This window comes from Siminovitchia sp. FSL H7-0308, assembly GCF_037980985.1.
GTDB classification, from domain to species: Bacteria; Bacillota; Bacilli; order Bacillales; family Bacillaceae_C; genus Siminovitchia; species Siminovitchia thermophila.
Genome location: NZ_CP150282.1, coordinates 2,139,422 through 2,165,780 on the forward strand (window position 1 = coordinate 2,139,422; position 26,359 = coordinate 2,165,780).

Consider the following 26,359-nt stretch of genomic DNA (forward strand, 5'->3'; position numbering starts at 1 on the left):
CCCTTTATATTAACCATTTTGTTCAGTAATATTGGCTTTGATCGTTCCCGTCACATCGTTCTTGACAATGTCGAACGCTTGGCGGATCGCATGGTAGACGGCATTCGCATTAGAGGAGCCATGAGCCTTGATGACCGGCGACTCCAATCCGAACAGACAGGCGCCTCCATACTCCGTATAGTCCATTTGATCTTTCAGTTCAAGCAAATCCCCTTTGATGATCCCGGCTGCCAATTTGTTTTTAACACTTTTTGTCATCGTTTTTTTCAGCATGGAAAAAAGCGAAGCGGCTGTTCCTTCAATGGCTTTTAAAACCACATTTCCGGTAAATCCATCCGTTACGACAACGTCCGCATGACCCTCAAGAAGTTCCCGGGCCTCGATATTTCCGGTAAAGTTCACGTTTGCTTTTTTCAATAAGTCGTATGTCTTTTTCGTCAGATCGTTACCTTTATTCTGTTCAGAGCCAATATTTAATAAAGCCACTCGCGGATTTTCTATCTTTCTAACATTTTCAGCATATATTTTTCCCATATAAGCATATTGCAGCAAATGCTCGGGCTTGGCATCCACATTAGCCCCTAAATCTAGCATCACAAATCCTTTTCCATCAATGGTCGGAAGTGTCGGGGCAAGAGCGGGCCGCTCCACACCTTTAATTCTCCCGACAATAAATAAACCTGATGCCATCAAGGCCCCTGTATTGCCGGCTGATATACAGGCATCCGCCTGTCCATCGGCCACAGCTTGGGCCATTTTCACCATGGATGCCTCTTTCTTGCGGCGCACGGCTCTGACCGGTTCGTCGTCCGCCCCGATTACTTCTGTTGTATGGACGATTTCAATCCGTTCATGACTAGTCAGGTATTGCTGTATGTCCTTTTCGTTTCCATACAACGTGAATGCTGCATCAGTAAAATCTTTGGCTGCTTTTTCTACACCACGGACAATTTCTCTTGGTGCATGATCGCCGCCCATCGCATCTATCGCAATCTTCATGTTAAAACTCCCTTACTCATAACTGAAACGATACATTTCAAAATTTCCTTTAAAGCACATTTCGCCGCCTACAAAACTTTCAACCTTCACAAACGTTCTTTTGTCACCTTTTGTATGGCCGAGGACTTTTGCTTTGGCGACTACTCTTTCACCTGCTTTAACCGACCTTGTAAAATGAATGTCCGCTGTGACCGTAAGAGCAACTTCATCATCAATGACTGCAACAGCCAATGAGTTTGCCTGGGCAAACAGATGGTGCCCCCGCGCAATAGAATTTCTTGTAAATGTGTGTTCGCTTTTCACATCAAAAATGGATATCGCACTTTTATCAAGCTCAATATCGATGATATCACCGATGACATCATCTGCAGGCAATGACTTTACTTCATTATCGACATGTTGTTCGGCCACATGCTTAATACGTTCACGCAGCTCCGGTATACCGAGTTCCATCCGATCAAGTCTGATCGTTTGAACACTGACCAAAAAACGTTCAGCCAATTCCTCATCCGTGATGAACGGGTTCGTGTCAATCGTTTGGACGAGAAGCTGCTGGCGTTCTTTTTTCGTTGGCTTCATGCATGCATCACACCATTTCACGTTATTAAGACTTGGTATTAATAGTAGTATATAAAAAGGTGGATTGTCATGCAACATTATTGGAATATCTTAATCTAATTTCTCTCCGGACATAGCTCCCGATTCTTCAAGATAACATCTAAGCGGCGCATATTCATCATCCTGCCAAAATTCGTCCAGTTCAATGAAACGGATCGCGTCGGCGCGGGCAATTTCCAAAATTCGGTAATCATGGACCATGTCCGCCACTCGAAACTCAGGCAGCCCGCTTTGTTTTTTTCCGAAGAAATCCCCTGGCCCACGCAATTCTAGGTCACGTTCACTCAATACAAATCCGTCATTCGTTTCTGTCATAATTTTCATTCGTTCTTTCCCGGTTTCATTTTTCGGATCGGCAAGCAAAATGCAATACGATTGGCCGGAGCCGCGTCCAACTCGGCCGCGCAGTTGGTGCAACTGGGATAACCCGAATCTTTCCGCATCATAAATCAGCATGAATGTCGCATTTGGAACATTGACTCCTACTTCCACAACAGTTGTCGAAACAAGGACTTGGATTTTATTGGCGCTGAATGCTTTCATGACTTCCTCTTTTTCTGAAGAGGGGAGGCGTCCGTGCATCAAGCCTGTATGAAACCTGCCGTGAAAATGATTGGCCAGCAAATTATACACGTCAATCGCATTTTGGACATCCAGGTTCTCCGACTCTTCAATTAAGGGGCATATGACATAGGCCTGCCTGCCTTTATTCAACTCTTTTTCCATTAATGAAAGTACCCGATCCAGCATTTCATGCTTTGCCCAAAACGTTTCAACAGGCTTTCTGCCGGCAGGCATTTCGTCAATAACAGACACATCCATCTCGCCAAAAACAGTAATAGCGAGCGTTCGGGGAATTGGGGTGGCAGTCATAAATAAAACGTCCGGATTTTCCCCTTTTTCTTTTAAAACTCTCCGCTGTTCTACACCGAAGCGGTGCTGTTCATCTGTAATGACGAGCCCCAGATTTGAAAAATGCACCTCATCTTGAATCAAGGCATGCGTTCCCACTAATATATCAATCTCTCCATTTTGAAGCCGTTCCAATATTTCTTGGCGGGCCTTCCCTTTTACTGAGCTGGTTAACAAGCCTATTGTCAATTCCGTATTGGCGAACAGCTTGCTTAACGATTCGGCATGCTGTTCGGCCAATATTTCCGTTGGAACCATTAAAGCCCCCTGAAAACCCGCCGTATAACTTGCGTACAACGCAATCGCGGCCACAACCGTTTTCCCCGAACCGACGTCCCCCTGAAGCAGCCTGTTCATTTTGTAAGGCGATTTTAAATCTGCACAAATGTCATTGACTGCTTTTTTTTGTGCATTCGTCAAAGAAAAAGGGAGGGTCGAGATAAACTGCTTCAATTGCTTCAAATGATAGTCTTGGCCGACTCCCCGTGTTCGTTCCCTTCTCATTTTCCTGAACACTTGAAGCTTTAATTGGAACAATAAAAATTCCTCGTAGACAAACCGTCTGCGCGCCTGCTTCATCTCTTCCTCCGTTTTCGGAAAATGGATGAATGCTAGAGCATCCTGTATAGGAGCCAATTTGTAGCGGTCTCTTACTGCTTTTGGAAGAATTTCTCCCACGGAGCCGCCGTATTTTTGCAGGGCATTTTCTATATAGCGACGCAGCGCTGGAACCGTAACATTCCCTTTTACCGGATAAACAGGAAGGAATGGCGTGACTTGCTGGTGTGGACCAAAAACGATGTGGCTGCATGTAATGGTTTGCCGATGTTTGTCCCACTTTCCGGACACAGTAATCACATCATTCGGCGCCAACTTGCCCTTTAAATACGATCGATTGAAAAATACTGCCTTAATCAAGTATTTATCAACCAAAAGATGGATCGTCAGCCTGTTCTTTTTTCTTCCATAAAATACAAGAGAAGGTTCACTATGAACCTTCCCTTCAACCGTTATCCGCTCATCGTGTTGAACGTCGGCCAAATCACGCACTCTCATGTCATCGTAACGGTAAGGCAAGTAGTACATTAAATCTTGAATGGAGTGAATCCCCATATCGGCAAGCTGGACGGCCGTTTCCTTCCCAATTCCTTTTACTACTGTTACGTCTATATTTTGTAAATCGGTCATGGGCTGCTTGCCTCCCTCCTTCCTTATTTCAGGAGCATATCACTCAACTGAAAAAATAAAGTCGTATACAGGCTGGCCCCCTTCATGGAGTTCAACCTCTATATCAGGAAACTGCTCTTCGGCAAACCGGCCCAATTGTTCCGCAACCGCCGGTTCGGTGCCTTCTCCATAAATGATCGTCAAAATTTCCGAGTCATTCTCAATCATTTTTATCAACAAATTTTTGGCCGCTTCCAACAAGTTTTTGTTTGTTGTTACGATTTTACCGTTGGCAATGCCCATATAGTCATCTTTTTTGATTTCCATTCCATCGATGGACGTATCCCTGACAGCATACGTAATTTGTCCTGTTTTTACCAATTGCATCGCATTTTTCATTGCCTGTACGTTGCTTTCAAGGTCCCGATCCGGATGGAATGCCAGCATAGCGGCGATCCCCTCAGGAATTGTCTTTGATGGAACGACAAAGATGTTTCCCTTGGCAACTTCGGCTGCCTGTTCCGCTGCCATGACAATATTCTTATTATTGGGAAGAATAATGATGTTTTCAGCATTTACCCGATTGACGGCGTTAAGCAAGTCTTCGGTACTCGGGTTCATCGTTTGGCCGCCTTCGATAATGGCGGAAACGCCGGTGCTTTTTAACAATTTAGCGACGCCTTCTCCAGTGGCAACAGCAACTATTCCCCATTTCTCCTGTTTCTTTTTCTCAACAACCGGAGTGGATGGGGCTAAAGCCGGGCGCTCTTTTACAAGGGCGCTGTGCTGCTCCCGCATATTTTCAATCTTTATATGAATAAGTGGACCGTACTGCTGGCCGTATGATAAGACCTCTCCGGGCTGCTCGGAGTGAATGTGGACTTTTGCCACCTCTTCATCGGAAATAACAAGCAGGGAATCACCGTATTCACTCAAGTCTTTCCGGAAGGTTTCTTCATAAAAAGGTTTGTGATCTTTTTCCAAACGGACCATGAATTCTGTGCAATATCCAAATTCAATATCTTCCGTACTCATAAATCCGTGAACATTTTGGTGATGCTGCGCGTTTACCAGTTCTTCCATCGAGCGGACGTCCGTTCGGGGAGCGCGCGAAAGAACTTGTCCTTTCAAAACTGCCAGAAAGGCTTCATATATAAAAACAAGTCCCTGCCCACCGCTGTCTACAACACCTACTTCCTTTAAAACGGGTAGCAGATCGGGGGTCCGGGAGAGCGACTTTTTTGCAGTAGCCAGAGTATCATCCATTACTTCTGCAATATCCACCGTCGTTTTGGCGGTTTCCACCGCTTGTTTGGCGGCATCTTTTGCTACTGTCAAAATCGTTCCTTCCACTGGTTTCATGACTGCTTTATAAGCTGTTTGAACGCCTGCTTCCAATGCGCGGGCAAATTCTCTGCTCGATAAAGCGGATTTGGTTTCAATTTCTTTGGAAAATCCCCGAAAAAGCTGGGATAAAATGACGCCGGAATTCCCGCGGGCTCCCATTAACAAGCCTTTGGAAAAAGCGGCACCTACCTTGCCTATGTGATCTTGTACATTTTTTTGTACCTCTTTTGCTCCCGAATTTATTGATAATTTCATATTTGTACCTGTATCGCCGTCAGGCACAGGAAAAACATTTAAGGCATCAACCAACTCGGCATTGGCTGATAAGTAATCGGCTCCGTGAGTAACCATCTCAGCGAAGCGATTTCCATCCAATGATGTTATCGACACAAACTTTTCCTCCTCATTACGGGTTCGTAACCCGAACTCCATGAACAAATATATTGACTGTATCGGCTGATAGTCCGATCATTTTTTTCAATGTATACTTAACCTTTGATTGGACGTTGTAAGCCACTTCTGAAATTTTTGTTCCATAACTGACAATTATGTACATATCGATGTGGAAGGCGCCTTCTTCCTGACGGATGACCACTCCGCGCGAAAAATTATCTCTGCGCAATATTTCAGTCAGCCCATCTCTAATTTGATTTCTGGAAGCCATACCGACGATACCATAGCAATCAATCGCCGCTCCACCGGCAATCGTTGCGATCGTTTCATTCGATATGTCGATTTGGCCGTACTTCGTTTTCATTTCAATGGACATGTTGCTCCCTCCTATTCTCTTTCCAAAAGGTTGAACGGTTCAAGTTTATGGCTATGCTTATCTTACTATAACAGAGGTAAATTTTAAAGCTGAATCATTTTTAATTGATTGCTCCGTAAAGAAAAAAACCTTAACAGCAGGGAGAAGATTTGTTGCATTCTGGCCCGTTGTATGATAAATTATTAAAGTATTATTTACGAATAAAGATTAATGTAACCATCAACTGGCGGTTTGAGCAAAAAAAGCAAGCAGTTCGCAAGAAAGCAACCGAGCGGCACCGGAGTGTAGGGTGTTAAAGAACACCGCGGTAAAGCCCGACGGCTTGTCCGCAACATCAGCGCTGGCACATCCAGCACACCCGATGTGCGCAAGGGAAGCAATCAAGAAATGCGGCGCTTCTTTTGGTCAACAGTTGATTTATGGGGATTTATATGGATTGGAGGGAATCTTTATGGCGAAGCAATGCGTCATTACCGGGCGTAAAACAGCTACGGGCAATAAACGTTCTCATGCTATGAATGCAAACAGACGCACATGGGGTGCCAACTTGCAAAAAGTGCGGATTTTGGTGAACGGGAAACCAAAGCGGGTGTGGGTATCAGCACGCGCACTCAAATCAGGAAAAGTTCAAAGAGTATAATGGCAGTGAGAAAATTGCTCTTTCTTATGAAAGGCAATTCTCTCTATAAAAAAGGGCGCCTATTCGTATAGGTGCCTCTTTGCATTTTGATTCAACCTTTTTTAAATGTACTAAGCATCGCCCGTACTATGCCGCCTAAAAACCTCGGAAGCTTGATCGTGTAAAACTTCATACAGGTCCCCTCCTCACCGCTTTAAAGAGAAATAGCTGTTTTCACTCTTATCTTATTCAACATGTATTCATTAGTACACGAAGCAAACAAACATGTTAGAAACATTAATCCATGCTCCTTATCATCATTAATATGCCTTTTTCAAAAGAAAAATGACCGGTTTGCCGAATAAGTTCATTGCTGACGCATAGTGAAGAGCCGAGCGGAACCGTATGATTGCGTAATGGATATTTGAAACCCGACAATGTAAGCCCTATAACCTCGTTAAACACGGGAATAAAAGAGACATATTTTTTTGCGGTGTCCTGCTCAATGGTGTGCATGCCGGGCAACCAGACTGAAATTGTATTATTTGTATCAATTAATTCAAACATAATGTCAGGGTATTTCTGTTTATAGGCCGCCACCAAAAAGGCGTTTGCCATAAAATGATCGAGTCTGCCACCGGTTGCCCCAAAAATAACGATTTTTTCCGGTGTTTGCCCGACGGCCCACAATAAAGCCAGTTCCATGTCTGTTTCATCTTTTTCCGGGCGAAACTTGTGAATCGCGGGTACTTTCTTTTCAATTTGCTGCCACTCTTCCTTACTGATCGAATCAAAATCTCCAACAGCGACGTGGGGGGCGATACCTGCCTGGAAGATTGTGCGAACCCCGTGATCGACCCCTGCCCAAAGTACGGGATGATCGATAAACAAAGACAGATCCGGGATTAAATTCCTCGGACCTCCAGCAACGATATGGATGATTGGTTTTGTCATTCCCAACGTTTATTCCTTTCTAAACGATTTCTTTACGGATTTCCAGCAAGGCTTTTTTTCTGTCTTTTTGTTGAAAAATAGAGGAACCGGCTACCAAGACAGTCGCGCCGGCTTCTTTGCATAGCCTCGCCGTTTCGGGATTAATGCCGCCATCCACTTCAATATCAAATTGAACACCATGTTTCAGCCCCATATTCCTTACTTCGGTAATTTTGGGGAGCACGGAATGAATAAATGATTGCCCGCCAAATCCCGGATTTACTGTCATCAACAAGACCATATCAATGTTGTCGAGCACATATTTTATCGATTCTGCCGGTGTTGCCGGGTTAAGAACAACACCTGATTTTATCCCTTGCTTTTTGATCTCATCCAGTGTTCGATGCAAGTGGGGCGAAGCCTCGACATGAACGGTCATATAATCCGCCCCCGCTTTGGCGAATGCCTCAATATATTGATCCGGATTTTCAATCATAAGATGAACATCAAGAGGGAGCTCTGTAATAGACCGGATCGCTTCTACTACTGCGGGGCCCATCGTGATGTTGGGGACAAAATGACCGTCCATGACGTCAATATGGATCAAATCTGCTCCTGCGGCTTCAACTTCTTTAATTTCCTCCCCCAGCTTTGTAAAGTCCGCAGCCAATATGGATGGCGCTATTTTCATAACCTAATACCTCGGCTTTCTCTCTTTAATTTCTTCCAAAAATTTCTTGTAATGTTCATATCTGTATAAACAAATATCGCCTTCTTCGACGGATTTTATCACCGCGCACCCAGGTTCATTTACATGAAGGCAACGACGAAACTTACAACTTGCACTCGCTGCAAAAATTTCCGGAAATGCTCGTCCTAATTCGGCCTCCTCCATCTCGGGAAATTCCAGGGAACTAAATCCCGGCGTATCTGCAACAAGTCCTTCACCAATTTGCAGCAATTCAACATGGCGGGTTGTATGCTTGCCTCGTCCAAGATGTGATGAAATATGTCCTGTTTTTAAATCAAGCTCTGGTCGCAACGCATTCAAAAGAGAAGATTTTCCGACACCTGACTGTCCGGCTAGAACACTCACTTTTGAATCAATATGCGGCAAAAGCTGGTCTATCCCTTCACCGGTCAAAGCAGACACCAAAATAACATCATAGCCGATCGTCCGATAGTCTTCCACATAACGATCAAGTTGCTTTCTCTCCTCTTCCAAAAGCAAATCAATCTTCGTCACGCAAATGATAGGATGAATATTGTTTGCCTCCACAACGGATAGAAAGCGATCTAGAAGAAGTGTGTTAAAGTCCGGTTCTTTGGCGGAAAAGACCAGGATGCCCTGGTCAATATTCGCTATTGGCGGACGTGTCAGTTCATTTTTTCTCGGCTCAATCGCCATAATATAACCTTCTTGCTCATTTTCAGCCTGAAATGTAACATAATCGCCAACGAGCGGATGTATATTCTTTTTGCGGAAAACGCCTCTTCCCCTGCATTGGACTATTTGATCTCCCGCCAATACATAGTAAAAACCGCTTAACGCTTTAATAATCTTTCCTTTGGTCATGGCATCCTTCCTTTCAAATATTAATCATTTGGATAAGGCACTTCCTCTTCCAGTATGACTGTATTGTCCCTCACCACTTTATAACCGGCTTTTTTGTCTTTTTCAACCTTTAATTGGATCTCCCTCTTAACATTGGAGTTGATTAAAAAAATTTCTGCAGGAACCGTCATACTATGATTCATATCCTCTATAAAGATTCTTACTTCTTGAGATTTCCCCTTTTCTGCGGGTTCATATGGAATCGTAATTTCTTTTGTCACGGTTTTGGGCGGGATTTCTTTTTCCCCTTTGGAAATGACCACCTTGACTGTATCGCCCTTTTTTAGTTCGGTCCCTGCGGCAGGCTCCTGTGATATGACGAGACCTGCATCAACTTCGTTCGAATATTCTTCCGCAGAGGAGTCAATCGTTAAACCAGTAGATTCCTCGTAGCTTTCCAAACCTTTTTTATTGTACCCTCTCAAATCTCTTAGCGTAATTCTCTCTGCCCCTTGGCTAACGGTGAAAGTAACCGTCGTTTCGGAAGGAACTACTTCCGATCCAGGTGAAGGATCCTGCTCAATGATCGTCCCCGGTTCTTCGTCTGAAGTCACCATTTCTTTTCTAATTTCCTTAAATTCTTCATCATTCAACAATGTAAGAATGTCTTCGTACGGTCGTCCCGTGTAATCTGACATGACGAATTTTTCTTCTCCCGTACTTAAATAAATGTCGATGACACTGCCCTTTTTAACTTCCCTACCCGCTTTGGGGCTTGTTTTAATGACTTCGCCTTCTTTAAACTCTTCATCCGGGGTTTCTATTGTTTCACCGACCTCCAAGCCGGCATCGACCAGCGCCAGAACTGCATCATCGTATTCTTTTCCGCTTACATCAGGTACGTTGACAATTTTCGCCCCAAGGACTGCTGGCAAAATAATGGTAAACAACAATACCAATAAAAGTGCAAGGGTTATGATCGATCCAATAATCCAAAGCAACTTTTTTCTCGGCTTTTTCTTCTTCTTTTCTTTTTTCTCGGGGTTATTGTCCGAGCTGTTAGGATGAATAACCGTTTCGTCCCCTGAGGAATTGATGTCATGATCCGTAATAACCGGAATGGCTTTTGTCGCCTCTTCATCTTCTGGAATCAAAAATTTAGGCTCTTGCAGCCGATCCGGGTCAAGGGCCGTTTCTAAGTCTTTTTCCATTTCATCTACATTATTGTAGCGTAAAAAAGGATCCTTTGCTGTTGCTTTTAAAACAATATTTTCAACACTTTGGGGGATATCTGGATTCCACCGTCTTGGAGATGGGGTTTCTGACTGCAAATGTTTCAGTGCAATGGATACCGCCGATTCCCCGAAGAATGGGAGCCTTCCGGTAAGAAGTTCAAACATGACAATCCCGAGTGAATATATATCTGACTTTTTAGTGGCCATGCCTCCGCGCGCTTGTTCAGGAGACAAGTAATGAACGGAACCCAAAACGGCATTCGTATGGGTAATCGAGGTTGCGCTTAAAGCCATGGCGATGCCAAAATCCGTAATTTTGACGGTTCCTTCATGATCAATCAATATATTTTGCGGCTTTATGTCGCGATGGATAATGTGATTGTAATGCGCATGGGAAAGTCCGGATGTTAGCTGTTGCATAATGTCAAGCGTTTTTTCCACCGAAATGGGATGATTTTGTTGTATGTATTGTTTTAACGTCATTCCATCGACATATTCCATTACAATATAGTATATATTTCCTTCCTCACCCACGTCATATATATTGACAATATTGGAATGAGCAAGGCTCGTAGCGGACTGGGCTTCTCTTTGAAAACGGCGAATAAATTCGTCTTCATCTGCGAAGTCAAGTCTCAATACTTTTACAGCCACATCCCGGTCCAAGATCATGTCGTGGGCCAGATAAACGTTCGCCATTCCTCCTCCGCCAATCACTTTTATGATCTTATAGCGCCCGCTTATCCTTTTTCCGATCAGCATCCATTACACCTGCTTTCACCGCGGGCTTCATATTCAATAATGGCGAGTGAAATATTGTCCTCACCGCCGTATTGATTAGCCATCTGTATCAATTTGCCGGCTTTTTCCTCTACATCGCCCTGTTCATTTAAAATTGATTCCATCTCGTCCTTCGTTACCTTGTCCGACAAACCATCGGAACAGAGCAATATTTTATCCCCTTCTTCAAAGGTGATTGTTTTCGTGTCCATTTCGATGTCCGGCTCGGTTCCAACCGCTTTTAACACAATATTTTTACGTGGGTGATGGGCCGCATCTTCAGGCGTAATTTGCCCTGTTTTCACCAATTCGTTGACAAATGAATGATCTTCCGTTAATTGTTTATACCCTTGTTCATTCATCACATAACAGCGGCTGTCCCCGATATTGGCCACCGTCGCAAATTTATCGGTAACAATGACCGCCACAATCGTTGTGCCCATGCCCTCATACTCTTTGTTTTCCCGGGAATATTTTAAAATTTGCTTGTTGACCGCCGTTATATTTTTTCGAAACCAATTTTCTGCCTGAGCAGGGGTCTCCATCGTATCCACTTGCTGCCACTGATCTTTCAAATGGCTTACAGCACATTGGCTTGCCACTTCCCCTGCCTTGTGCCCGCCCATCCCGTCTGCAACAATGGCAAGATAATCGCCGCGATGATTTACAAAAACACCACCGTTATCTTCATTATGCGGCCGGACTTTTCCCGTATCTGTTTTAAATATTGCTTTCAATTGCGATCCACCTCATCCCATAAGTCAATTTGGAACGACTTTTTATTCTTCCTTTTTCCTAAATGATGAAATGAAAAAGCCGTCACTGTCAAAATCTTGGGGCATGATTTGCACGTAATATCCATTTGCCAAGGCGGATATCGCCTCCGGCAATTGTAATGGATACGGTTCAAAGTCAGGGTGATCAATCAGAAAGTTCTCAGCAACTTTTACGTTTTCTTCCTGATCAACCGTACATGTACTGTAAACGAGCACCCCGCCTATTTTCACAAGCTTTGCTGTTGCATTCAATATATCGGCTTGAACAGTTTTCAGGGAATAAATATCTGCCGCCGTCTTGGCATACTTGATGTCCGGCTTCCGACGCAGAACACCTAAACCCGAACAAGGCGCATCTACGAGCACCCTGTCAAAGGATTTCTCAGGAAATATCTCGTTTACCTTCCGGCTGTCAAGTATTTGGACTGTTATGTTTTGAAGGCTTAACCGGTTCGCCTGCTCGGTAATCAATTTTGCTTTATGGGCGTGAAGATCGAGCGCAATGACTTCCCCTGTATTTTCCAGCATCTCGGCAATATGAGCCGCTTTGCCCCCGGGAGCCGCGCAAGCATCAAGCACCTTTTGACGGGGAGAAAGGTTGAGCGCGTAGGCGGCCAGCATGGAGCTTTCGTCCTGAATGGTAAAATATCCCTTCTCATAATATTTCGAATGCGCCAAGTTGCCCTTGACAGCTCGAACAGAAATGGGAATAATGGGGCTCGGCTCTGCAATAAGGCCTTCTTCTTCCAGTAATTCAAGCAAGTGTTCCCTTGACGTTTTTAACACGTTTACCCTCGCTGTTTGAACAGGAGCCTGCAAATTCTTTTCACACATGTCTTGCGTTTTTTCAAGTCCATACTGAGTGATCCACCGCTCGACCAGCCACTGTGGGTGGCTAGTCGCAATCGCCAGGCGTTGTGCGGGATCTGAGATAGAATCCAGGGATGGTATACCGTTTCTCTGAATGGACCTTAATACACCGTTCACAAGCCCGGCAATACCTCGATGGCCACGTTTTTTGGCTATTTCTACTGCTTCGTGAATAACAGCCCGATCAGGAATTTTATCCAAATAAACCATTTGATATACGGAAAGCCGCAACAAATTGCGAACCCAGTTCTCCAATTTCTTTTTAATAAACGGCTCCAAATAATAATCAAGGGTCATCTTTCTTTGGATTGTTCCGTAGACCATTTCTGTCAGCAAAGCCGTATCAGGCCCTTTTAATTGATATTTTTTAATGAAGCTGTTCAGCAGAAGATTGCTGTATGACCTTTGTTTTTCCACTGCTTCTAATATGTCCAATGCAACTTCGCGAACGTTTTTCGGTGGCTTTTTCATGTTTTATTCTCCTAAAAGATCGCCTTCTTTGATGGAAGCCCCTGCTCCTCTTAAATATTGGGACGCTGACATTTTTTTCTTCCCCGCAGGCTGCAATTCCAATATTTTGATGCCTGTATTGTTTCCCGTGGATACTAGAAAACCGTCTTTTTCAACCTTGACAATCGTTCCCGGCTTCTTTTTTGCTTCGATATGCTTTTTTTGCGCTTGCCAAATTTTTAAAATGTCACCGTCGAAAGTTGTATAGGCAACCGGCCAAGGGCATAAACCGCGAATATGATTGTATATGTCTTCTCCGGAAGAAGACCAGTCAATTTGTTCTTGTTCACGGGTGATGTTGAAAGCATAAGTTGCTTGTGATTCTTCCTGGGGACGGGGATTTAGTTCACCGGCGAGAAGCTTCGGAAGTGTTGTCGACAAAAGGGTTGCCCCTGCTTCACTCAGCTTGTCATGCAAGGAACCGACGTCATCTTGTTCGGTAATGGGAACTTCCACTTGACTGATAATATCTCCGGCATCGAGTTTTTCAACCATATACATGATCGTGATCCCTGTTTTGGCCATCCCGCGCATGATGGCGTGGTGAATCGGCGCCCCGCCCCGAAGCTCAGGCAACAAGGAAGCATGGACATTTATGCAGCCGTGTTTAGGAGCGTCCAAAATGGGGCTTGGCAACAGTTGCCCAAAAGCAGCCGTGACGATCAAGTCCGGGGAAAGCTCCAGGATTTTGTCCGTTTCTGCTGCTTCACTGATTTTCTCAGGCTGGTAGACGGGAATATTCCACTTTTCCGCTTCTTTTTTTACAGGCGGCGGCGTCAATATCCTTTTCCTGCCAACCGGCCTGTCCGGCTGGGTAACGACTGCGGCCACATCATACCCATCCTCGATCAACGTTCTTAAAATGGGGACGGCAAAATCGGGCGTTCCCATAAATATCACCTTAGTCATTCAGTTCGCTCCCTTCCAATGTCGCCAATTCAGATTCCGTTACATATTCAGTGACTTTTGTTGTAAACAAAATGCCTTGCAAATGATCAATTTCATGCTGCAGAGCCCTGGCTAAAAAGCCTTCGGCTTTTATGGAAAATACTTGTCCATGCCGATCCATTGCTTTTACAACGACAATGCGATGGCGTGGGACCTTTCCATATAAACCGGGCATGCTCAAACAGCCCTCTATATCAGTTTCTGAACCACTTGCCTGTACGATGACAGGATTAATCAGTTCAATATACTCATTACCATATTCCTCACCAATGTCCACGATTGCAATTTGTTGACCAACGCCTATTTGCGGAGCGGCTAGCCCAACTCCATCAGCGGCGATCATTGTTTCATACATATCATTCAACAGTGATCCAAGAGCTTCGTCAAAAAGAGTGACACGTTCACAGCTCTTCTCCAACATTTCGTTTGGATGACATACGATGGGTAGAATAGCCACTATGAGTTCCTCATTTCTGTCAGTTATATCATCATATAAGGATTAACATCGATGGAGATGGATAATCCCTCTTTTGAAAGTTTCGTTTGATAATGTTCAAGCACTTTCTTCAATGCTGGAAAAAGGTTCGGTTCCCGCTTGTATTTTATCAAACATTGATAACGATATCTATCATTGATTCTGGGGATGGGGGACGCGACAGGCCCCAATAAAATGGCATCTTGCGATATTCTTGCTTTCATATAGTTGGATATTTTTTCGGTAACGGAAATGACTTTCATTAAGTCTTCGTGTTGAACCGTGATTAATGCCAGATAGTAAAAAGGAGGATATGAGCCAAGTTTTCTCATGGCCATTTCCTGCCTGTAAAAACGATCGTAATCCTGCTTCCCCGCAAGCTGGATGCTGTAATGTTCAGGTGAATATGTTTGAATGACCACTTCTCCAGATAATTCATGTCTTCCTGCTCTCCCGCTCACTTGCGTCAGAAGCTGGAACGTTTTTTCGGCAGCGCGAAAATCCGGCAAATGAAGCATCGTATCGGCACTTAATACGCCAACAAGGGTAATATTGGGAAAATCCAGCCCTTTGGCAATCATTTGTGTTCCAAGCAAAATATCCGCTCGTCCCGCCTGAAAATGGTCTAATAGCCGTTCGTGGGCACCTTTTCGTCCAGTTGTGTCCACGTCCATCCTGATCACCCTGGCCTCTGGAAGCAATTTAGAAAGCTCTTCTTCCACTTTTTGTGTTCCGGTACCAAAATAACGGATATGCGAACTTGCGCAGTCCGGGCAGGTTTGCGGCGCCTCCGTTTGAAACCCGCAATAATGGCACTTCATTTCATTGGAGTAGCGGTGAAATGTCAGCGTAATGTCACAGTGGGGGCATTGCATGACAAATCCGCAATCGCGGCACATTAAAAACGTAGAATGACCGCGGCGATTCAAAAATAAAACCGTTTGTTCCCGTTTGGCAAGCCTGTCTTTGAGTTTTTCAAAAAGCTCTTTGGAAAACATCGACCGGTTGCCGCTTCTCATTTCCTCCCGCATATCCACAATTGCTACCGAAGGCAACTGTTTTTCATTCATCCTTTTAGACAATGTCAACAGTTGGTAAACTCCTTTTTGAGCCCTGGCAAACGACTCGAGTGAAGGTGTGGCGCTGCCAAGAACGACTGGGCACTGATGATATTTTGCCCTTTCAATGGCAACGTCCCGGGCATGATAGCGCGGTGTTTCTTCCTGCTTATAGCTCGTTTCATGTTCTTCATCTATAATAATGATTCCCAAGTTTTCGAAAGGGGCAAACACGGCTGAACGCGCTCCGACAACGACTTTGACTTCCTTTTTTTGGATTTTGCGCCACTCGTCATACTGTTCGCCAATGGAAAGCCGGCTGTGCAGGACAGCCACATCACTTCCAAATCGTCCTTTAAATCTTTCTACCATTTGCGGGGTAAGTGCGATTTCTGGTACAAGGACAATCGCCTCTTCCCCTTTTTTGATCACTTCATGAATGGACTGTAAATAGACTTCTGTCTTGCCGCTGCCTGTTACACCGAAAAGCATGAACGTTTGGTGGATATTTGTTTCAATCGTTTCCAATATCGGGCGAATGGCCTCTTGCTGTTGGGCAGTGAGCGGCAACGGGGTCGTCCGTTGAAAAGTTTTGTGCTTATATGGGTCCCGATATACGTCTTCTTCTGTTTCAGATAAAATTCCCTTTTTGACAAGTGCCGCAATCGTTTGCCGGGGCACTTCCGCGCGGGCGGCCAAATCCCCCGCCTCAAATGATTCCTCTTGTGCAGCATGAATATATTGCAGCAGCTTTATTTGGTTCACTGCATTCTTTGGAAGCTCATCGGCAGCCACTCTCAGCTCATGATGTGGCACTGCCGGCTGCACTATTTTCATTTTTTTCGTTTTCGCCCGGTCCTTTACAAGATAAATGACTTCGGCATTGCCTTTATTGATCTCTTTGTGAAGAGCAGGAAGCAGATTTCGTTTTTCTGCCTCCTTCCAGTCTATTTCCTGCTTTCCGCCAAATAAGTCGTCTAAAGAAGTCAGTTTCATATGATCCGTTTTCCGGATGACTTTTTTATACTTTGCTTTCATGGCGGCTGGAAGCATTGCATGGAAGGAAGTGATCTTAAAAGACAACGTTTGTTCGGCAATCCACTCTCCTAATCTCAGAAGCTCCTTATTTAAAACGGGCGTCATATCCAATGGCTTACTGATGGATTTTAAACGTGGAACATCTGTCGTATCTTTCAACCCAATGACAAACCCTTGAATAATCCGGGGGCCAAATGGCACGGCAACACGCATTCCCGGCTGAATCATTTCCCGCCATTTTTCAGGTATGGCGTAATCAAACTCTTTATCTGTTCCAATTGCGGGAACATCAACAATGACCCGGGCAATTGTCATGTTTGCCATTCCCCCATTTGTGAAGCGATCTCCATTAGAATTTCTTTGGCAATATCCGCTTTGCTCATTATTGGTAACTCCTTCGCGGAACCATCCTTATGATAGATCGTTACGATGTTGGTATTCCCTTCAAATCCGGCTCCTTCAAGGGTGACATTGTTGGCAACAATCATATCGGCGTTTTTTCTTGTAAGCTTTTCTCTCGCATATTCTTCAACATGATTTGTTTCAGCAGCAAAACCGACCAAAAATTGATCCTTCTTTCTTTTTCCGAGTTCATAAAGGATATCTGTCGTTTTTTCCATCTCGATCATGATTCGGTCTGCTGATTTCTTTATTTTGGAGTCAAACATCTGCTTCGGCCGGTAATCAGCCACGGCGGCGCTCTTTATGATGATATCGGCTCCAACGGAATGTTTCATCACTTCTTTATACATGTCCTCTGCACTTTCAACATGTATCCACGTAACATCTCGCGGGATCGGAAGACGATCCGTTCCAGATATTAAAATGACGTTTGCCCCGAGCAAAGCAGCCTGCTCCGCCAATGCATAACCCATTTTTCCGCTTGATCTGTTTGTAAAGTAACGGACTGGATCAAGCTTTTCTTTTGTGGGTCCTGCCGTGACAAGGACAGTTTGATTTTGTAATACCGCTTGCTTGGGCGCAAAAAACTCCTCCACTTTTTCCAAAATAACGGCCGGGCTTTCCAATCTGCCCTTCCCCACATATCCGCATGCCAAATACCCCGATCCCGGCTCAATCATACGGACACCATATTCCAAAAGGGTTTCGATATTTTTTTTCACGGATGGGTGGTTATACATATGGACATTCATGGCGGGAGCAATCCATACGGGCGCAGTCGTGGCCAAAAGAGTCGTGGAGATCATGTCATCTGCGATGCCGTTCGCCAATTTCCCGATCATATTGGCCGTAGCCGGAACGACCAACACCAAATCTGCCCAACCCGCCAGATCAATGTGGGCAATAACAGATGGGTCATTTTCGGCAAAGGTATCTATATGGACTTCATTTCTCGAAAGAGCCTGAAATGTCAGCGGTGTAACAAACTTTACTGCGGAGGCGGTCATGATCACTTTCACTTCAAAGCCTGATTGAACAAGCTTGCTCGTTAAATCCGCCGCTTTGTATACTGCGATTCCCCCAGAAATACAAAGCAAGATTTTTTTTTTATTCACGACATATATCTCCTTTATTGTACACTTTTCTTATTTTCTTCTATTATGAATGATAATCGTGTTATAGAAAAGAAAAAACAACCTATCCTGGCGGACAGGTTGATTATTTTCCCTATTCGGCTAGCGCGTTGTCTTCGACCTTGACTTTGAGGACACCTTCATTTATTTCTTCCAATGCCTTGCCGACATATTTATGGGAAACGTATTTTTCCAAAAGAGGCTTGTTATGATCCTTCAGATCACGGGCTCTTTTTGCGGCAATGGAAACGAGTGAATATTTGGAGTCAATCACTTCCATTAACTTATCAATAGAAGGATATAGCATGTTATTCCACCTCCAGCATTTTTATGTATTTGTCGATGACACGTTCGCTGCGGCAATGTTCCGCCTGCACAATGGCATTAATTTTATCAACTGCGCGTTCGACATCGTCATTTTCCACAATATAATCGTACATGCTTGTTAATTCAATTTCTTTCTTGGCCGCTTCCATCCGATTATGAATGAGCTCAATGGACTCAGTGCCCCGGCCGACAATTCTTTTTTTCAGCTCGTCAAGGCTGGGTGGCATGAGAAAAATAAAAAGTCCATCTGGAAACTTTTCCCGAACCTGCTTTGCTCCTTGTACTTCAATCTCTAAAAAAACATCTTTTCCGGAAGCAAGTGTTTCTTTTACATAATCAATGGGAGTTCCGTAATAATGACCGACGTATTCGGCATACTCGAGAAGTTTCCCTTCCTTGATCAGCCGCTCGAACTCTTCCCTTGACTTGAAAAAATAATCGACCCCATCAACTTCCCCTTCGCGCGGCTTGCGTGTTGTCATGGAAATTGAATATGCAAATGTTGCGTCCGGACGGGAGAATACAGCCTTTCTCACCGTTCCTTTGCCCACTCCGGATGGGCCTGATAATACAATCAGAATGCCTTTCTCTTTCATATGTCCGTTTCCTACCCCTCTTCCTGGCCATTCGATACTAACCGTTGTGCAACCGTTTCAGGCTGCACCGCTGACAGAATAATATGATCACTGTCCATTATGATGACGGCCCGCGTTCTTCTCCCATAAGTGGCATCAATGAGCGTGGCACGTTCCCGTGCATCCTGAATCATCCTTTTGATAGGGGCAGATTCAGGACTGACAATGGAAATAATTCGATTGGCGGAAACAATATTTCCAAACCCTATGTTTAATAACTGTACCGGCATGCTGCTCCTCCCAGTATTGACGGTTGTTTGCTTTTACAACCGTTATTTACTCCAAATTTTGCACTTGCTCCCGTAGCTTTTCGATCAACACTTTCATTTCCACTACGAGCGATGAAATGTCAGAATCGCTTCCTTTTGAACCAATTGTATTCGCTTCCCTGTTCATTTCTTGGATAATGAAATCGAGTTTCCGACCGACGGGTCCCTTGGAGTTCATTGTTTCTGTAAACTGTGCGATATGGCTTGCAAGCCTGGCCAGCTCTTCACTTATATCGGATTTATCGGCAAAAACAGCCGCCTCCGTTGCGATTCTTGTGTCATCTAACATGTCGCCAGCCACATCTTTCAATTTCTTTTCAAGTTTTTCCCGATAAGCCATTTCTGCTTTTGGAGCCTGCATCTTTGCCTTTTCTACGAGGAGATGTAACGAAGAAATGTGGTTTGCCAGATCGGAAAGCAAGTTTTCTCCTTCCCTTATCCGCATTTCCAGAAGTTTATCTGCGGCTTCTTCAACAGCCTCCATCAGGACAGTAACAAGATCGTCGACATCTCGCCTGCCTTCGCTGACAACTACTGCTTCATCAATATGTAATACATCCGTAACCGACAGGTCTGAAGGCAATTGATACCTTTCGCTGGCCTGCTGTATAAACTGATAATAACTGTCTAAAAGATTCCAGTCAATATGCAATTCCTTTGCCGCATTCCATGTGCCAGAAAACGTTGCATGAACCTCTACCCGGCCCCGCTTTATGTATTTGTTCAAGCATTTTCTTATTTCCATATCAGCATAGGCGAAAGCTTGGGGTAATTTGATGCTATATTCCAAAAAACGGTGGTTAACCGTTTTTATTTCTACTTGAATGCTCAAATTTTCCGTTTGTTTTATGCTTCGTCCAAATCCCGTCATGCTTGCAGCCATTCACAGTCACTCCCGGTCGCTTCATACACAATAAGAAAGGTAATAGCTTCATCCTATTACCTTCATCGATTATATCATAACATTATTTGTTTTTTCTTGAAAACAATGAACCTGCCAATAAGAAAGTCGGGAAACAACTGAGACCCAATACCAACAACCAGTCCAAAGGTAAAATGGGGACAGTATGAAAAATCGGCTGGAGTATTGGGATATAAATAACCGCCACAGTCAGCAATGCCGAGGAAATGACAGCCCAAACCAAGTACTTGTTTTCAAACGGATTTCTTGAAAAAACGGATATTTCGCTTCGGCAATCAAAAACATGTATAAGCTGGGACAGTACAAGGGTAGTAAAAGCAATCGTCTGGGCATAGGAAAGATCAGAAGGATCCCGTCTGTAGACGATGATAAAAGCAATTAACGAAACGATGCCGATCAAAAATCCGCGGGAAACAATTTTCCACCCTAGCTTGCGGGCAAAGACACCTTCCTTTGGATGCCGCGGTTTTCTGTGCATCACATTTTCTTCAGGCTGGTCCAACCCAAGAGCCATGGCCGGCAATCCATCAGTTACAAGATTGACCCATAAAATTTGAATGGGAACCAACGGAAGCGGCAGGTACAAGAGCATCGCGAATAACATCACAAGAATTTCCCCTACATTTGAAGCCAGTAAATAACGGATGAATTTACGAATGTTTTCATAAATGTTCCGCCCTTCCTTGATGGCGGCCTTGATGGTGGCAAAGTTATCGTCAAGTAAAATTAAAGAAGATGCTTCTTTTGACACGTCTGTTCCAGTAATTCCCATGGCAATTCCGATATCAGCCGCTTTGATCGCGGGCGCGTCGTTTACCCCGTCACCGGTCATGGCGACAACATGGCCTCTGTTTTGCAATGCCTTGACAATCTTCAATTTATGTTCTGGAGATACCCGGGCAAACACCCCAACATCCTCAACGGTTCCTTCCAGCTCCTGAACGGACATATCGTCCAGCATTTGTCCGTCCATCACGTTTCTGCTTTCCTTTCCTGTTTCCAGTATCCCCAATTGTTTGGCAATTGCCCGGGCGGTAACGACGTGATCGCCGGTAATCATGATGGTTTTAATTCCGGCCTGGCGACACTCTTCAACGGCGGCTTTCACTTCGGGACGCGGCGGATCGATCATTCCGAATAACCCGATAAACGTCAGGCCGCTTTCGGCCTCTTGAGCCGTTTGCGGAATGTCTGGGGAGTGGAGTTCTTTGCAACCGACGGCAATCGTCCTCAATGCTTGGACAGCAAGCTCCTCGACCGCCCCGTCTACCTCTTTTCGAATGAAATCATTAATCGGTTTTACGGTTTCGCCCCACAAAGCCCTTTGGCATTTCGTAATGAGCACATCCGGTGCCCCTTTAGAAATAATCAAACGGCGGCCGGAGCGATCCTTGACAAGCACACTCATCATTTTTCGTTCAGAATCAAACGGATATTCTTTTTCAACTGTAAATTCATTTAATAGCGTCTGTTTTTCATATCCCGCTTTCAAGGCAGCAATCAATAAGGCGCCTTCCGTCGGGTCTCCATCCAACTCGACTTCATTACCAGTAACAGAAACGGAGGCGTTATTGCATAAGGCTCCAAAAATGAGCAATTGTTGAAGTGTTTTTTCCTTCAGCACGTCCACCTTATGATCCTGATAAAAAAATTCGCCCTCAAGATGATATCCGGTTCCCGTTACATCCCAGTCTTTTCCACCATTCCAAATTTTTGTCACAGTCATTTTGTTTTGGGTCATCGTTCCGGTCTTGTCCGAACAAATAATAGATGCGCACCCAAGTGTTTCAACAGCCGGCAGCTTGCGAACAATCGCATTTTTTCGTATCATCCGCTGCACGCCAAGAGATAATGCGATCGTAACGATGGCTGGCAAACCTTCGGGAATAGCCGCCACAGCCAAGGAAACTCCCGCCAAGAACATCGTATAAACATCGTGGCCATGGATGATTCCCGTAATGACGACAAGTACTGTCAAAACAAGTGCCACGGAAATCAATATTTTTCCGAGTTGATCCAACCTTCTTTGCAAAGGCGTCATAACGGATTCGGCTGTCTGGATCATTCCGGCTATATTGCCCATCACTGTGGACATTCCAATAGCGGTCACAACCCCTACCCCATTTCCGCGAGTAACCAACGTTCCCTTAAATGCCATGTTCGCCAAATCCCCTAGCGGAGGATTCGTTTCAGCAATGGGTTCTGTAAATTTCGGAGCAGGGATGGATTCACCAGTTAAAGCAGATTCCTCAATCTCCAAATTATTCGCGGCAATAATCCGCATATCAGCGCCAATCCGGTCACCGCTTGCAAATTTGATAATATCCCCGGGAACAACTTCTTTCGAATTGATCTTTTGCCATTCGCCATCCCGCAACACAGTAACTTGCGGAGCCGATAAATTTTTTAACGCCTGCAGGGACTTTTCTGCTTTATTTTCCTGTAAAAAGCCTAAGAAACCGTTTATTAAAACAATGACCATGATGGCCACCGCATCCAGGTATTCACCGAGGAGTCCGGAAATAAGCGTAGCTGCCAGAAGAACAAGCACCATAAAATCTTTAAATTGGTTAAAAAAGAGCAGGATAGCCGACGGCCGCTCCCCCTCGGACAATTCATTCCAGCCGAACTTCTCCCGTTTTTTATGAACAGCTTTACGAGTCAAACCATGCGTTATATTCGTATGAAGTGTTTGTTCCACTTCTTCTAGTTTCATTTGATGGAATTTCAACAAGCAACACCCGCCTTCCCTTCAAAAGAAGTAGTAGTTGTCCTTATCACTCCATGCTTATTCAGAAAGAAAGGCTTTCATGATATAATTTTTCCTACGGGAAATTTATTTTAAGCAAAGGAATGTTTTATATGGCTTTTGACGGCTTATTTACACGTGCAATGGCAAAAGAACTGGATGAAGCACTTACGGGTGGAAGAGTCCACAAAATTTACCAACCTTACAAAAATGAAGTTATGATCATTATCCGCAATAAGGGAAAAAATGTAAAGCTACTCGTTTCCGCGCATCCCAATTATTCCCGGGTTCAAATAACGGAAGAAACAGCGGTCAACCCGGAAGAACCCCCGATGTTTTGCATGATACTCAGAAAGCATTTGGAACGCGCCACCGTCCAAAGTGTTTACCAGCCGGGCCTTGAGAGGATCATTGTCATAGAAATGAAAGGAAGAAACGATCTTGGGGATGAGACGATCAAGCAGTTGAAGATCGAAATCATGGGCAGGCACAGCAATATCATTCTTGTAAACAAGGACACTCAAAAAATAATTGACAGCATCAAACACATCCCTTCATCATTGAACAGCTATCGAACGATATTGCCCGGCTCAACTTATGTTTATCCGCCTCCCCAGGAAAAAGAAGACCCATTTAAAGCGGACAAATTGGATATATTGAAGCATATTGACTTTAACGCCGGCAAAATCGACAAACAAATTGTCCAGCGGTTTGCGGGCATTTCACCTGTTGCCGCAAAGGAAATTGTATTCCGAGCGGGATTGGTGAACCCCAAAACGCTGCCTCCGGTGTTCCTAAACATCATGGAAAAACTAAAGCTGCATCAATATGATTATTCGTTGACAGTAACTGAACATAAAAGCGACTTTTATTTGTTTCCCCTCAAACATATTGGGGATAAGCATAAGTCTTTTACCAGTTTAAGTGAAATGCTTGACCATTTTTACTTTGGAAAAGCAGAACGGGATCGTGTCAGACAGCAAACGCTTGATTTGGAACGACTGATGAAAAACGAGAAAGAAAAAAATGAAAAAAAGCTTATTAAGCTTGAGGCCACTTTGGAAAAAGCCGAGAAAGCCGACGAGCTTCAACTGTTGGGAGAATTGCTGACAGCAAACATGCATGCTGTAAAAAAAGGCATGAAAGAGATTGAAGTGATGAATTATTATGATGAAAACGGTGGAAAATTAACCATCCCATTGGACCCCAGGAAAAGCCCGGCCGAAAACGCCCAGAACTATTTCAAAAAATATCAAAAAGCGAAAAATTCCATTCAGGCGGTCAAAGAGCAGATGAAACTGGCCATGGAAGAAATACGATATTTCGACGTTCTGCTCCAACAACTCGAATCAGCATCCGTAAAAGATATTGAAGAAATCAGGGAAGAGCTCATTGAAGGCGGCTATATCAGACGAAAAGCCAAACGCGGCTTCAAGAAAAAAAGCGATGCTAAACCGCTTATTGAGAAATATAGATCAAGTGACCAAACGGACATACTTGTCGGAAAGAACAATAAGCAAAACGATTATTTGACGAATAAACTGGCCCGCCGTGATGACATATGGCTGCATACGAAAGATATTCCCGGTTCACATGTAGTCATAAGAAGCAAAGAGCCTTCTGAACAAACGCTGCTTGAAGCTGCCATGCTAGCCGCGTATTTCAGCAAAGCAAAACATTCGTCTTCCGTACCGGTTGACTATACAAAGGTCCGCCATGTTCACAAACCAAAAGGAGCCAAACCGGGATTTGTCATTTACGATCATCAAGAAACGCTCTATGTCACTCCTGACGAGGAACAAATCAAAGCAATGCGAATCTAAATGAAAAGTCCAACACCATCCGAATCTCTAAAAGGGTGAACTGTTCCATTTTCATTAAGTGAAACTTCATTCAGGAGGCGTTTTCTTCCCTCGCCAACTGAATGTTAGTTGAACGAACCAGGCATGTAGGTGCCGTTTTCTCCACTTAGACCTTTTGTATCTACTCAGGTCTTGAAGTAGTGTATTGGCACCTTACATGCGGGATAAAAAAGTTTGATCGTTTTCCACCTTTGTTATTCAAGAATAGCGCCCGATTCTGAAACAATGCTTCACTAAAAATTTTAAAGAAAAAAGGTATTATTAACACAAGAAATACCCCTGCAACAAACCCAGATATAACCTGAAATCTTTTTTCACTTTCCTTTCCAAAAAGACATCCCCTTAAAGTGATTTTCATTTATTTAATGTCTATTTTGGATTCCCAAACGAGTAATCAATATAGCAAAGAACGCTAATACAGAAAGGGAAAATGTAGTCCCGGTTACTACCCAATTTATTTCTCCGTTCCGAAGCATACTCACAACTATAATTCCTGTGAGGACACCCGCAATAAGTCCGAAGTATGCCTTTGATATTTTAGCCATAATGTCGCCCCCTAAACAAAATTGATCTAATTGAATCATATCACTTAATCAAGATAATGGGTCGATTGTTAAATAAGGAAAATCCTGGATTAAAAATGGATTTTTAATCAATCTTTATTATCAATTCTCAATCTTTATTTTAAACAATCGAATTTTGTTCCAAGTGATCAATCTGTTTTATAAAAACTACATTAGTCCGCTAATAGGATGGAGAACAAAGGCTAAGATCGCGCCGTACATCCTGTACTTCACAATGCCTTGGGATCGGCATCTTGAAAAAGAAGAGGGCTTTTTTGTGCGGGAGATGTCTCGTTGCCGAAGTTTTTACTTGATCCGAACCAATCAGGCGTTTACTGGCAGTTGACCCCTATTACCATTCTCGTTTTACCTCGATTGCTTGAAATAGGACTTACTGGAAGTTTATATTGCCACGGAGGGGCCAAGCAGTTTGTTTCAATGCGGATGGGAAAATGAAATGGACGGTGAAAAACATTATATCATGAGTAAGAGCAGGCCTGAGGATGGGAGGAAAAAGGTATTCGAATGATCCATTTCAGATAAAGAAATTCAAGGTTGTAAACCTTTTTTCTCCCGTTATGCTACTCAAGATTTCTTAAATAAGCTATGGCGCAGAAGCAGATTTTGTTGACTCATCGTAAAGCTCTGAATTCACTTCCACGAAAAAACAACCACGCAGAAAAAGCGGAGCTTTTTCGGGGAAAGGAGAATGAAATTTGCTGGGCCCTGAATGGACAATGACAGTTTACTTGTACGAATATCAATACAAAAATCACCCTTCTTATCTTTAAATAAAAGGGGCTTCCCTCTCGCCTTTGTTAACAAACAATTACAACGACATGATTACTTGCAATATGCCGGCTTGCAGACTTTAACACTTATTTTTTT

At 43.9% G+C, this 26,359-nt stretch carries 24 protein-coding genes; 3 read left to right on the forward strand and 21 right to left on the reverse strand.

Translation table 11 applies throughout. The annotated features are described in order from the left end of the window. Positions 1–9 precede the first annotated feature (9 nt). The 5 genes from plsX to MHB50_RS10200 all read right to left on the reverse strand — a co-directional run bounded on the left by plsX (position 10) and on the right by MHB50_RS10200 (position 5,812). Positions 10–999, reverse strand: a complete 990-nt coding sequence (plsX, locus tag MHB50_RS10180) for a phosphate acyltransferase PlsX (protein ID WP_077111759.1) — start codon at positions 997–999, stop codon at positions 10–12. 12 nt (positions 1,000–1,011) lie between these two features. Further along, the gene (gene fapR, locus MHB50_RS10185; RefSeq protein WP_077111760.1) at positions 1,012–1,578 is read right to left on the reverse strand and encodes a transcription factor FapR; all 567 of its coding nucleotides are present in this window, start codon (positions 1,576–1,578) and stop codon (positions 1,012–1,014) included. Between the two features lie 90 nt (positions 1,579–1,668). Beyond that, positions 1,669–3,717, reverse strand: coding sequence for an ATP-dependent DNA helicase RecG (gene recG / locus MHB50_RS10190; RefSeq protein ID WP_340085222.1), 2,049 nt, complete (start codon positions 3,715–3,717; stop codon positions 1,669–1,671). Between the two features lie 39 nt (positions 3,718–3,756). Beyond that, the gene (locus MHB50_RS10195; protein ID WP_340085223.1) at positions 3,757–5,433 is read right to left on the reverse strand and encodes a DAK2 domain-containing protein; all 1,677 of its coding nucleotides are present in this window, start codon (positions 5,431–5,433) and stop codon (positions 3,757–3,759) included. Positions 5,434–5,449: 16 nt separating this feature from the next. Continuing rightward, the gene (locus MHB50_RS10200; RefSeq protein ID WP_077111763.1) at positions 5,450–5,812 is read right to left on the reverse strand and encodes an Asp23/Gls24 family envelope stress response protein; all 363 of its coding nucleotides are present in this window, start codon (positions 5,810–5,812) and stop codon (positions 5,450–5,452) included. 451 nt (positions 5,813–6,263) lie between these two features. Here MHB50_RS10200 and rpmB point away from each other — a divergent pair, with 451 nt between their 5' ends. Further along, positions 6,264–6,452 carry a 50S ribosomal protein L28 gene (gene rpmB, locus MHB50_RS10205; protein WP_205179456.1) on the forward strand — a complete coding sequence of 63 codons (189 nt, stop codon included), beginning with the start codon at positions 6,264–6,266 and terminating at the stop codon, positions 6,450–6,452. A 91-nt stretch (positions 6,453–6,543) separates the two neighbouring features. Here rpmB and spoVM read toward each other — a convergent pair whose 3' ends face one another. The 16 genes from spoVM to MHB50_RS10285 form a co-directional block, all read right to left on the reverse strand. After that, on the reverse strand, positions 6,544–6,624 hold the full coding sequence (gene spoVM / locus MHB50_RS10210; protein WP_077111765.1) for a stage V sporulation protein SpoVM: 81 nt from the start codon (positions 6,622–6,624) through the stop codon (positions 6,544–6,546). A gap of 104 nt (positions 6,625–6,728) precedes the next feature. Further along, positions 6,729–7,385 (reverse strand): thiamine diphosphokinase, encoded by a 657-nt coding sequence (locus tag MHB50_RS10215; RefSeq protein WP_205179455.1) that lies wholly within the window; start codon positions 7,383–7,385, stop codon positions 6,729–6,731. Between the two features lie 19 nt (positions 7,386–7,404). Then, a complete protein-coding gene (gene rpe, locus MHB50_RS10220; RefSeq protein ID WP_339163533.1) occupies positions 7,405–8,055 on the reverse strand; it encodes a ribulose-phosphate 3-epimerase in 651 nt (216 codons plus the stop codon). A gap of 3 nt (positions 8,056–8,058) precedes the next feature. Then, positions 8,059–8,940, reverse strand: coding sequence for a ribosome small subunit-dependent GTPase A (gene rsgA, locus MHB50_RS10225; protein ID WP_340085224.1), 882 nt, complete (start codon positions 8,938–8,940; stop codon positions 8,059–8,061). Between the two features lie 20 nt (positions 8,941–8,960). After that, on the reverse strand, positions 8,961–10,916 hold the full coding sequence (gene pknB / locus MHB50_RS10230) for a Stk1 family PASTA domain-containing Ser/Thr kinase (protein WP_340085225.1): 1,956 nt from the start codon (positions 10,914–10,916) through the stop codon (positions 8,961–8,963). Beyond that, positions 10,910–11,671: a Stp1/IreP family PP2C-type Ser/Thr phosphatase gene (locus MHB50_RS10235; protein WP_340085226.1), complete on the reverse strand. Its 762-nt coding sequence runs from the start codon at positions 11,669–11,671 to the stop codon at positions 10,910–10,912. Before MHB50_RS10235 ends, pknB begins: the two co-directional genes overlap by 7 nt. Positions 11,672–11,713: 42 nt before the next feature. Then, the gene (rsmB, locus tag MHB50_RS10240; protein WP_340085227.1) at positions 11,714–13,051 is read right to left on the reverse strand and encodes a 16S rRNA (cytosine(967)-C(5))-methyltransferase RsmB; all 1,338 of its coding nucleotides are present in this window, start codon (positions 13,049–13,051) and stop codon (positions 11,714–11,716) included. Between the two features lie 3 nt (positions 13,052–13,054). Next, positions 13,055–13,999, reverse strand: coding sequence for a methionyl-tRNA formyltransferase (gene fmt, locus MHB50_RS10245; RefSeq protein WP_340085228.1), 945 nt, complete (start codon positions 13,997–13,999; stop codon positions 13,055–13,057). Further along, on the reverse strand, positions 13,992–14,495 hold the full coding sequence (gene def / locus MHB50_RS10250) for a peptide deformylase (RefSeq protein WP_077111773.1): 504 nt from the start codon (positions 14,493–14,495) through the stop codon (positions 13,992–13,994). Before def ends, fmt begins: the two co-directional genes overlap by 8 nt. Before the next feature lie 23 nt (positions 14,496–14,518). Further along, a complete protein-coding gene (gene priA / locus MHB50_RS10255) occupies positions 14,519–16,924 on the reverse strand; it encodes a primosomal protein N' (protein ID WP_340085324.1) in 2,406 nt (801 codons plus the stop codon). After that, positions 16,921–18,126 (reverse strand): bifunctional phosphopantothenoylcysteine decarboxylase/phosphopantothenate--cysteine ligase CoaBC, encoded by a 1,206-nt coding sequence (coaBC, locus tag MHB50_RS10260; RefSeq protein WP_340085229.1) that lies wholly within the window; start codon positions 18,124–18,126, stop codon positions 16,921–16,923. Before coaBC ends, priA begins: the two co-directional genes overlap by 4 nt. 112 nt (positions 18,127–18,238) lie before the next feature. Further along, the gene (rpoZ, locus tag MHB50_RS10265) at positions 18,239–18,451 is read right to left on the reverse strand and encodes a DNA-directed RNA polymerase subunit omega (protein WP_077111776.1); all 213 of its coding nucleotides are present in this window, start codon (positions 18,449–18,451) and stop codon (positions 18,239–18,241) included. Between the two features lies 1 nt (position 18,452). Beyond that, on the reverse strand, positions 18,453–19,067 hold the full coding sequence (gene gmk / locus MHB50_RS10270) for a guanylate kinase (RefSeq protein WP_077111777.1): 615 nt from the start codon (positions 19,065–19,067) through the stop codon (positions 18,453–18,455). A gap of 11 nt (positions 19,068–19,078) precedes the next feature. Next, positions 19,079–19,336, reverse strand: a complete 258-nt coding sequence (locus tag MHB50_RS10275; RefSeq protein ID WP_077111778.1) for a DUF370 domain-containing protein — start codon at positions 19,334–19,336, stop codon at positions 19,079–19,081. A 46-nt stretch (positions 19,337–19,382) separates the two neighbouring features. After that, on the reverse strand, positions 19,383–20,258 hold the full coding sequence (locus MHB50_RS10280) for a YicC/YloC family endoribonuclease (protein WP_340085230.1): 876 nt from the start codon (positions 20,256–20,258) through the stop codon (positions 19,383–19,385). An 82-nt stretch (positions 20,259–20,340) separates the two neighbouring features. Continuing rightward, positions 20,341–23,028 carry a calcium-translocating P-type ATPase, SERCA-type gene (locus tag MHB50_RS10285; RefSeq protein WP_340085325.1) on the reverse strand — a complete coding sequence of 896 codons (2,688 nt, stop codon included), beginning with the start codon at positions 23,026–23,028 and terminating at the stop codon, positions 20,341–20,343. A 131-nt stretch (positions 23,029–23,159) separates the two neighbouring features. Between MHB50_RS10285 and MHB50_RS10290 the strand changes: the two genes are divergently transcribed. Next, positions 23,160–24,869: an NFACT RNA binding domain-containing protein gene (locus MHB50_RS10290; protein WP_340085231.1), complete on the forward strand. Its 1,710-nt coding sequence runs from the start codon at positions 23,160–23,162 to the stop codon at positions 24,867–24,869. Between the two features lie 896 nt (positions 24,870–25,765). Then, on the forward strand, positions 25,766–25,927 hold the full coding sequence (locus MHB50_RS10295; protein ID WP_340085232.1) for a hypothetical protein: 162 nt from the start codon (positions 25,766–25,768) through the stop codon (positions 25,925–25,927). The last annotated feature ends 432 nt before the right edge of the window (positions 25,928–26,359 follow it).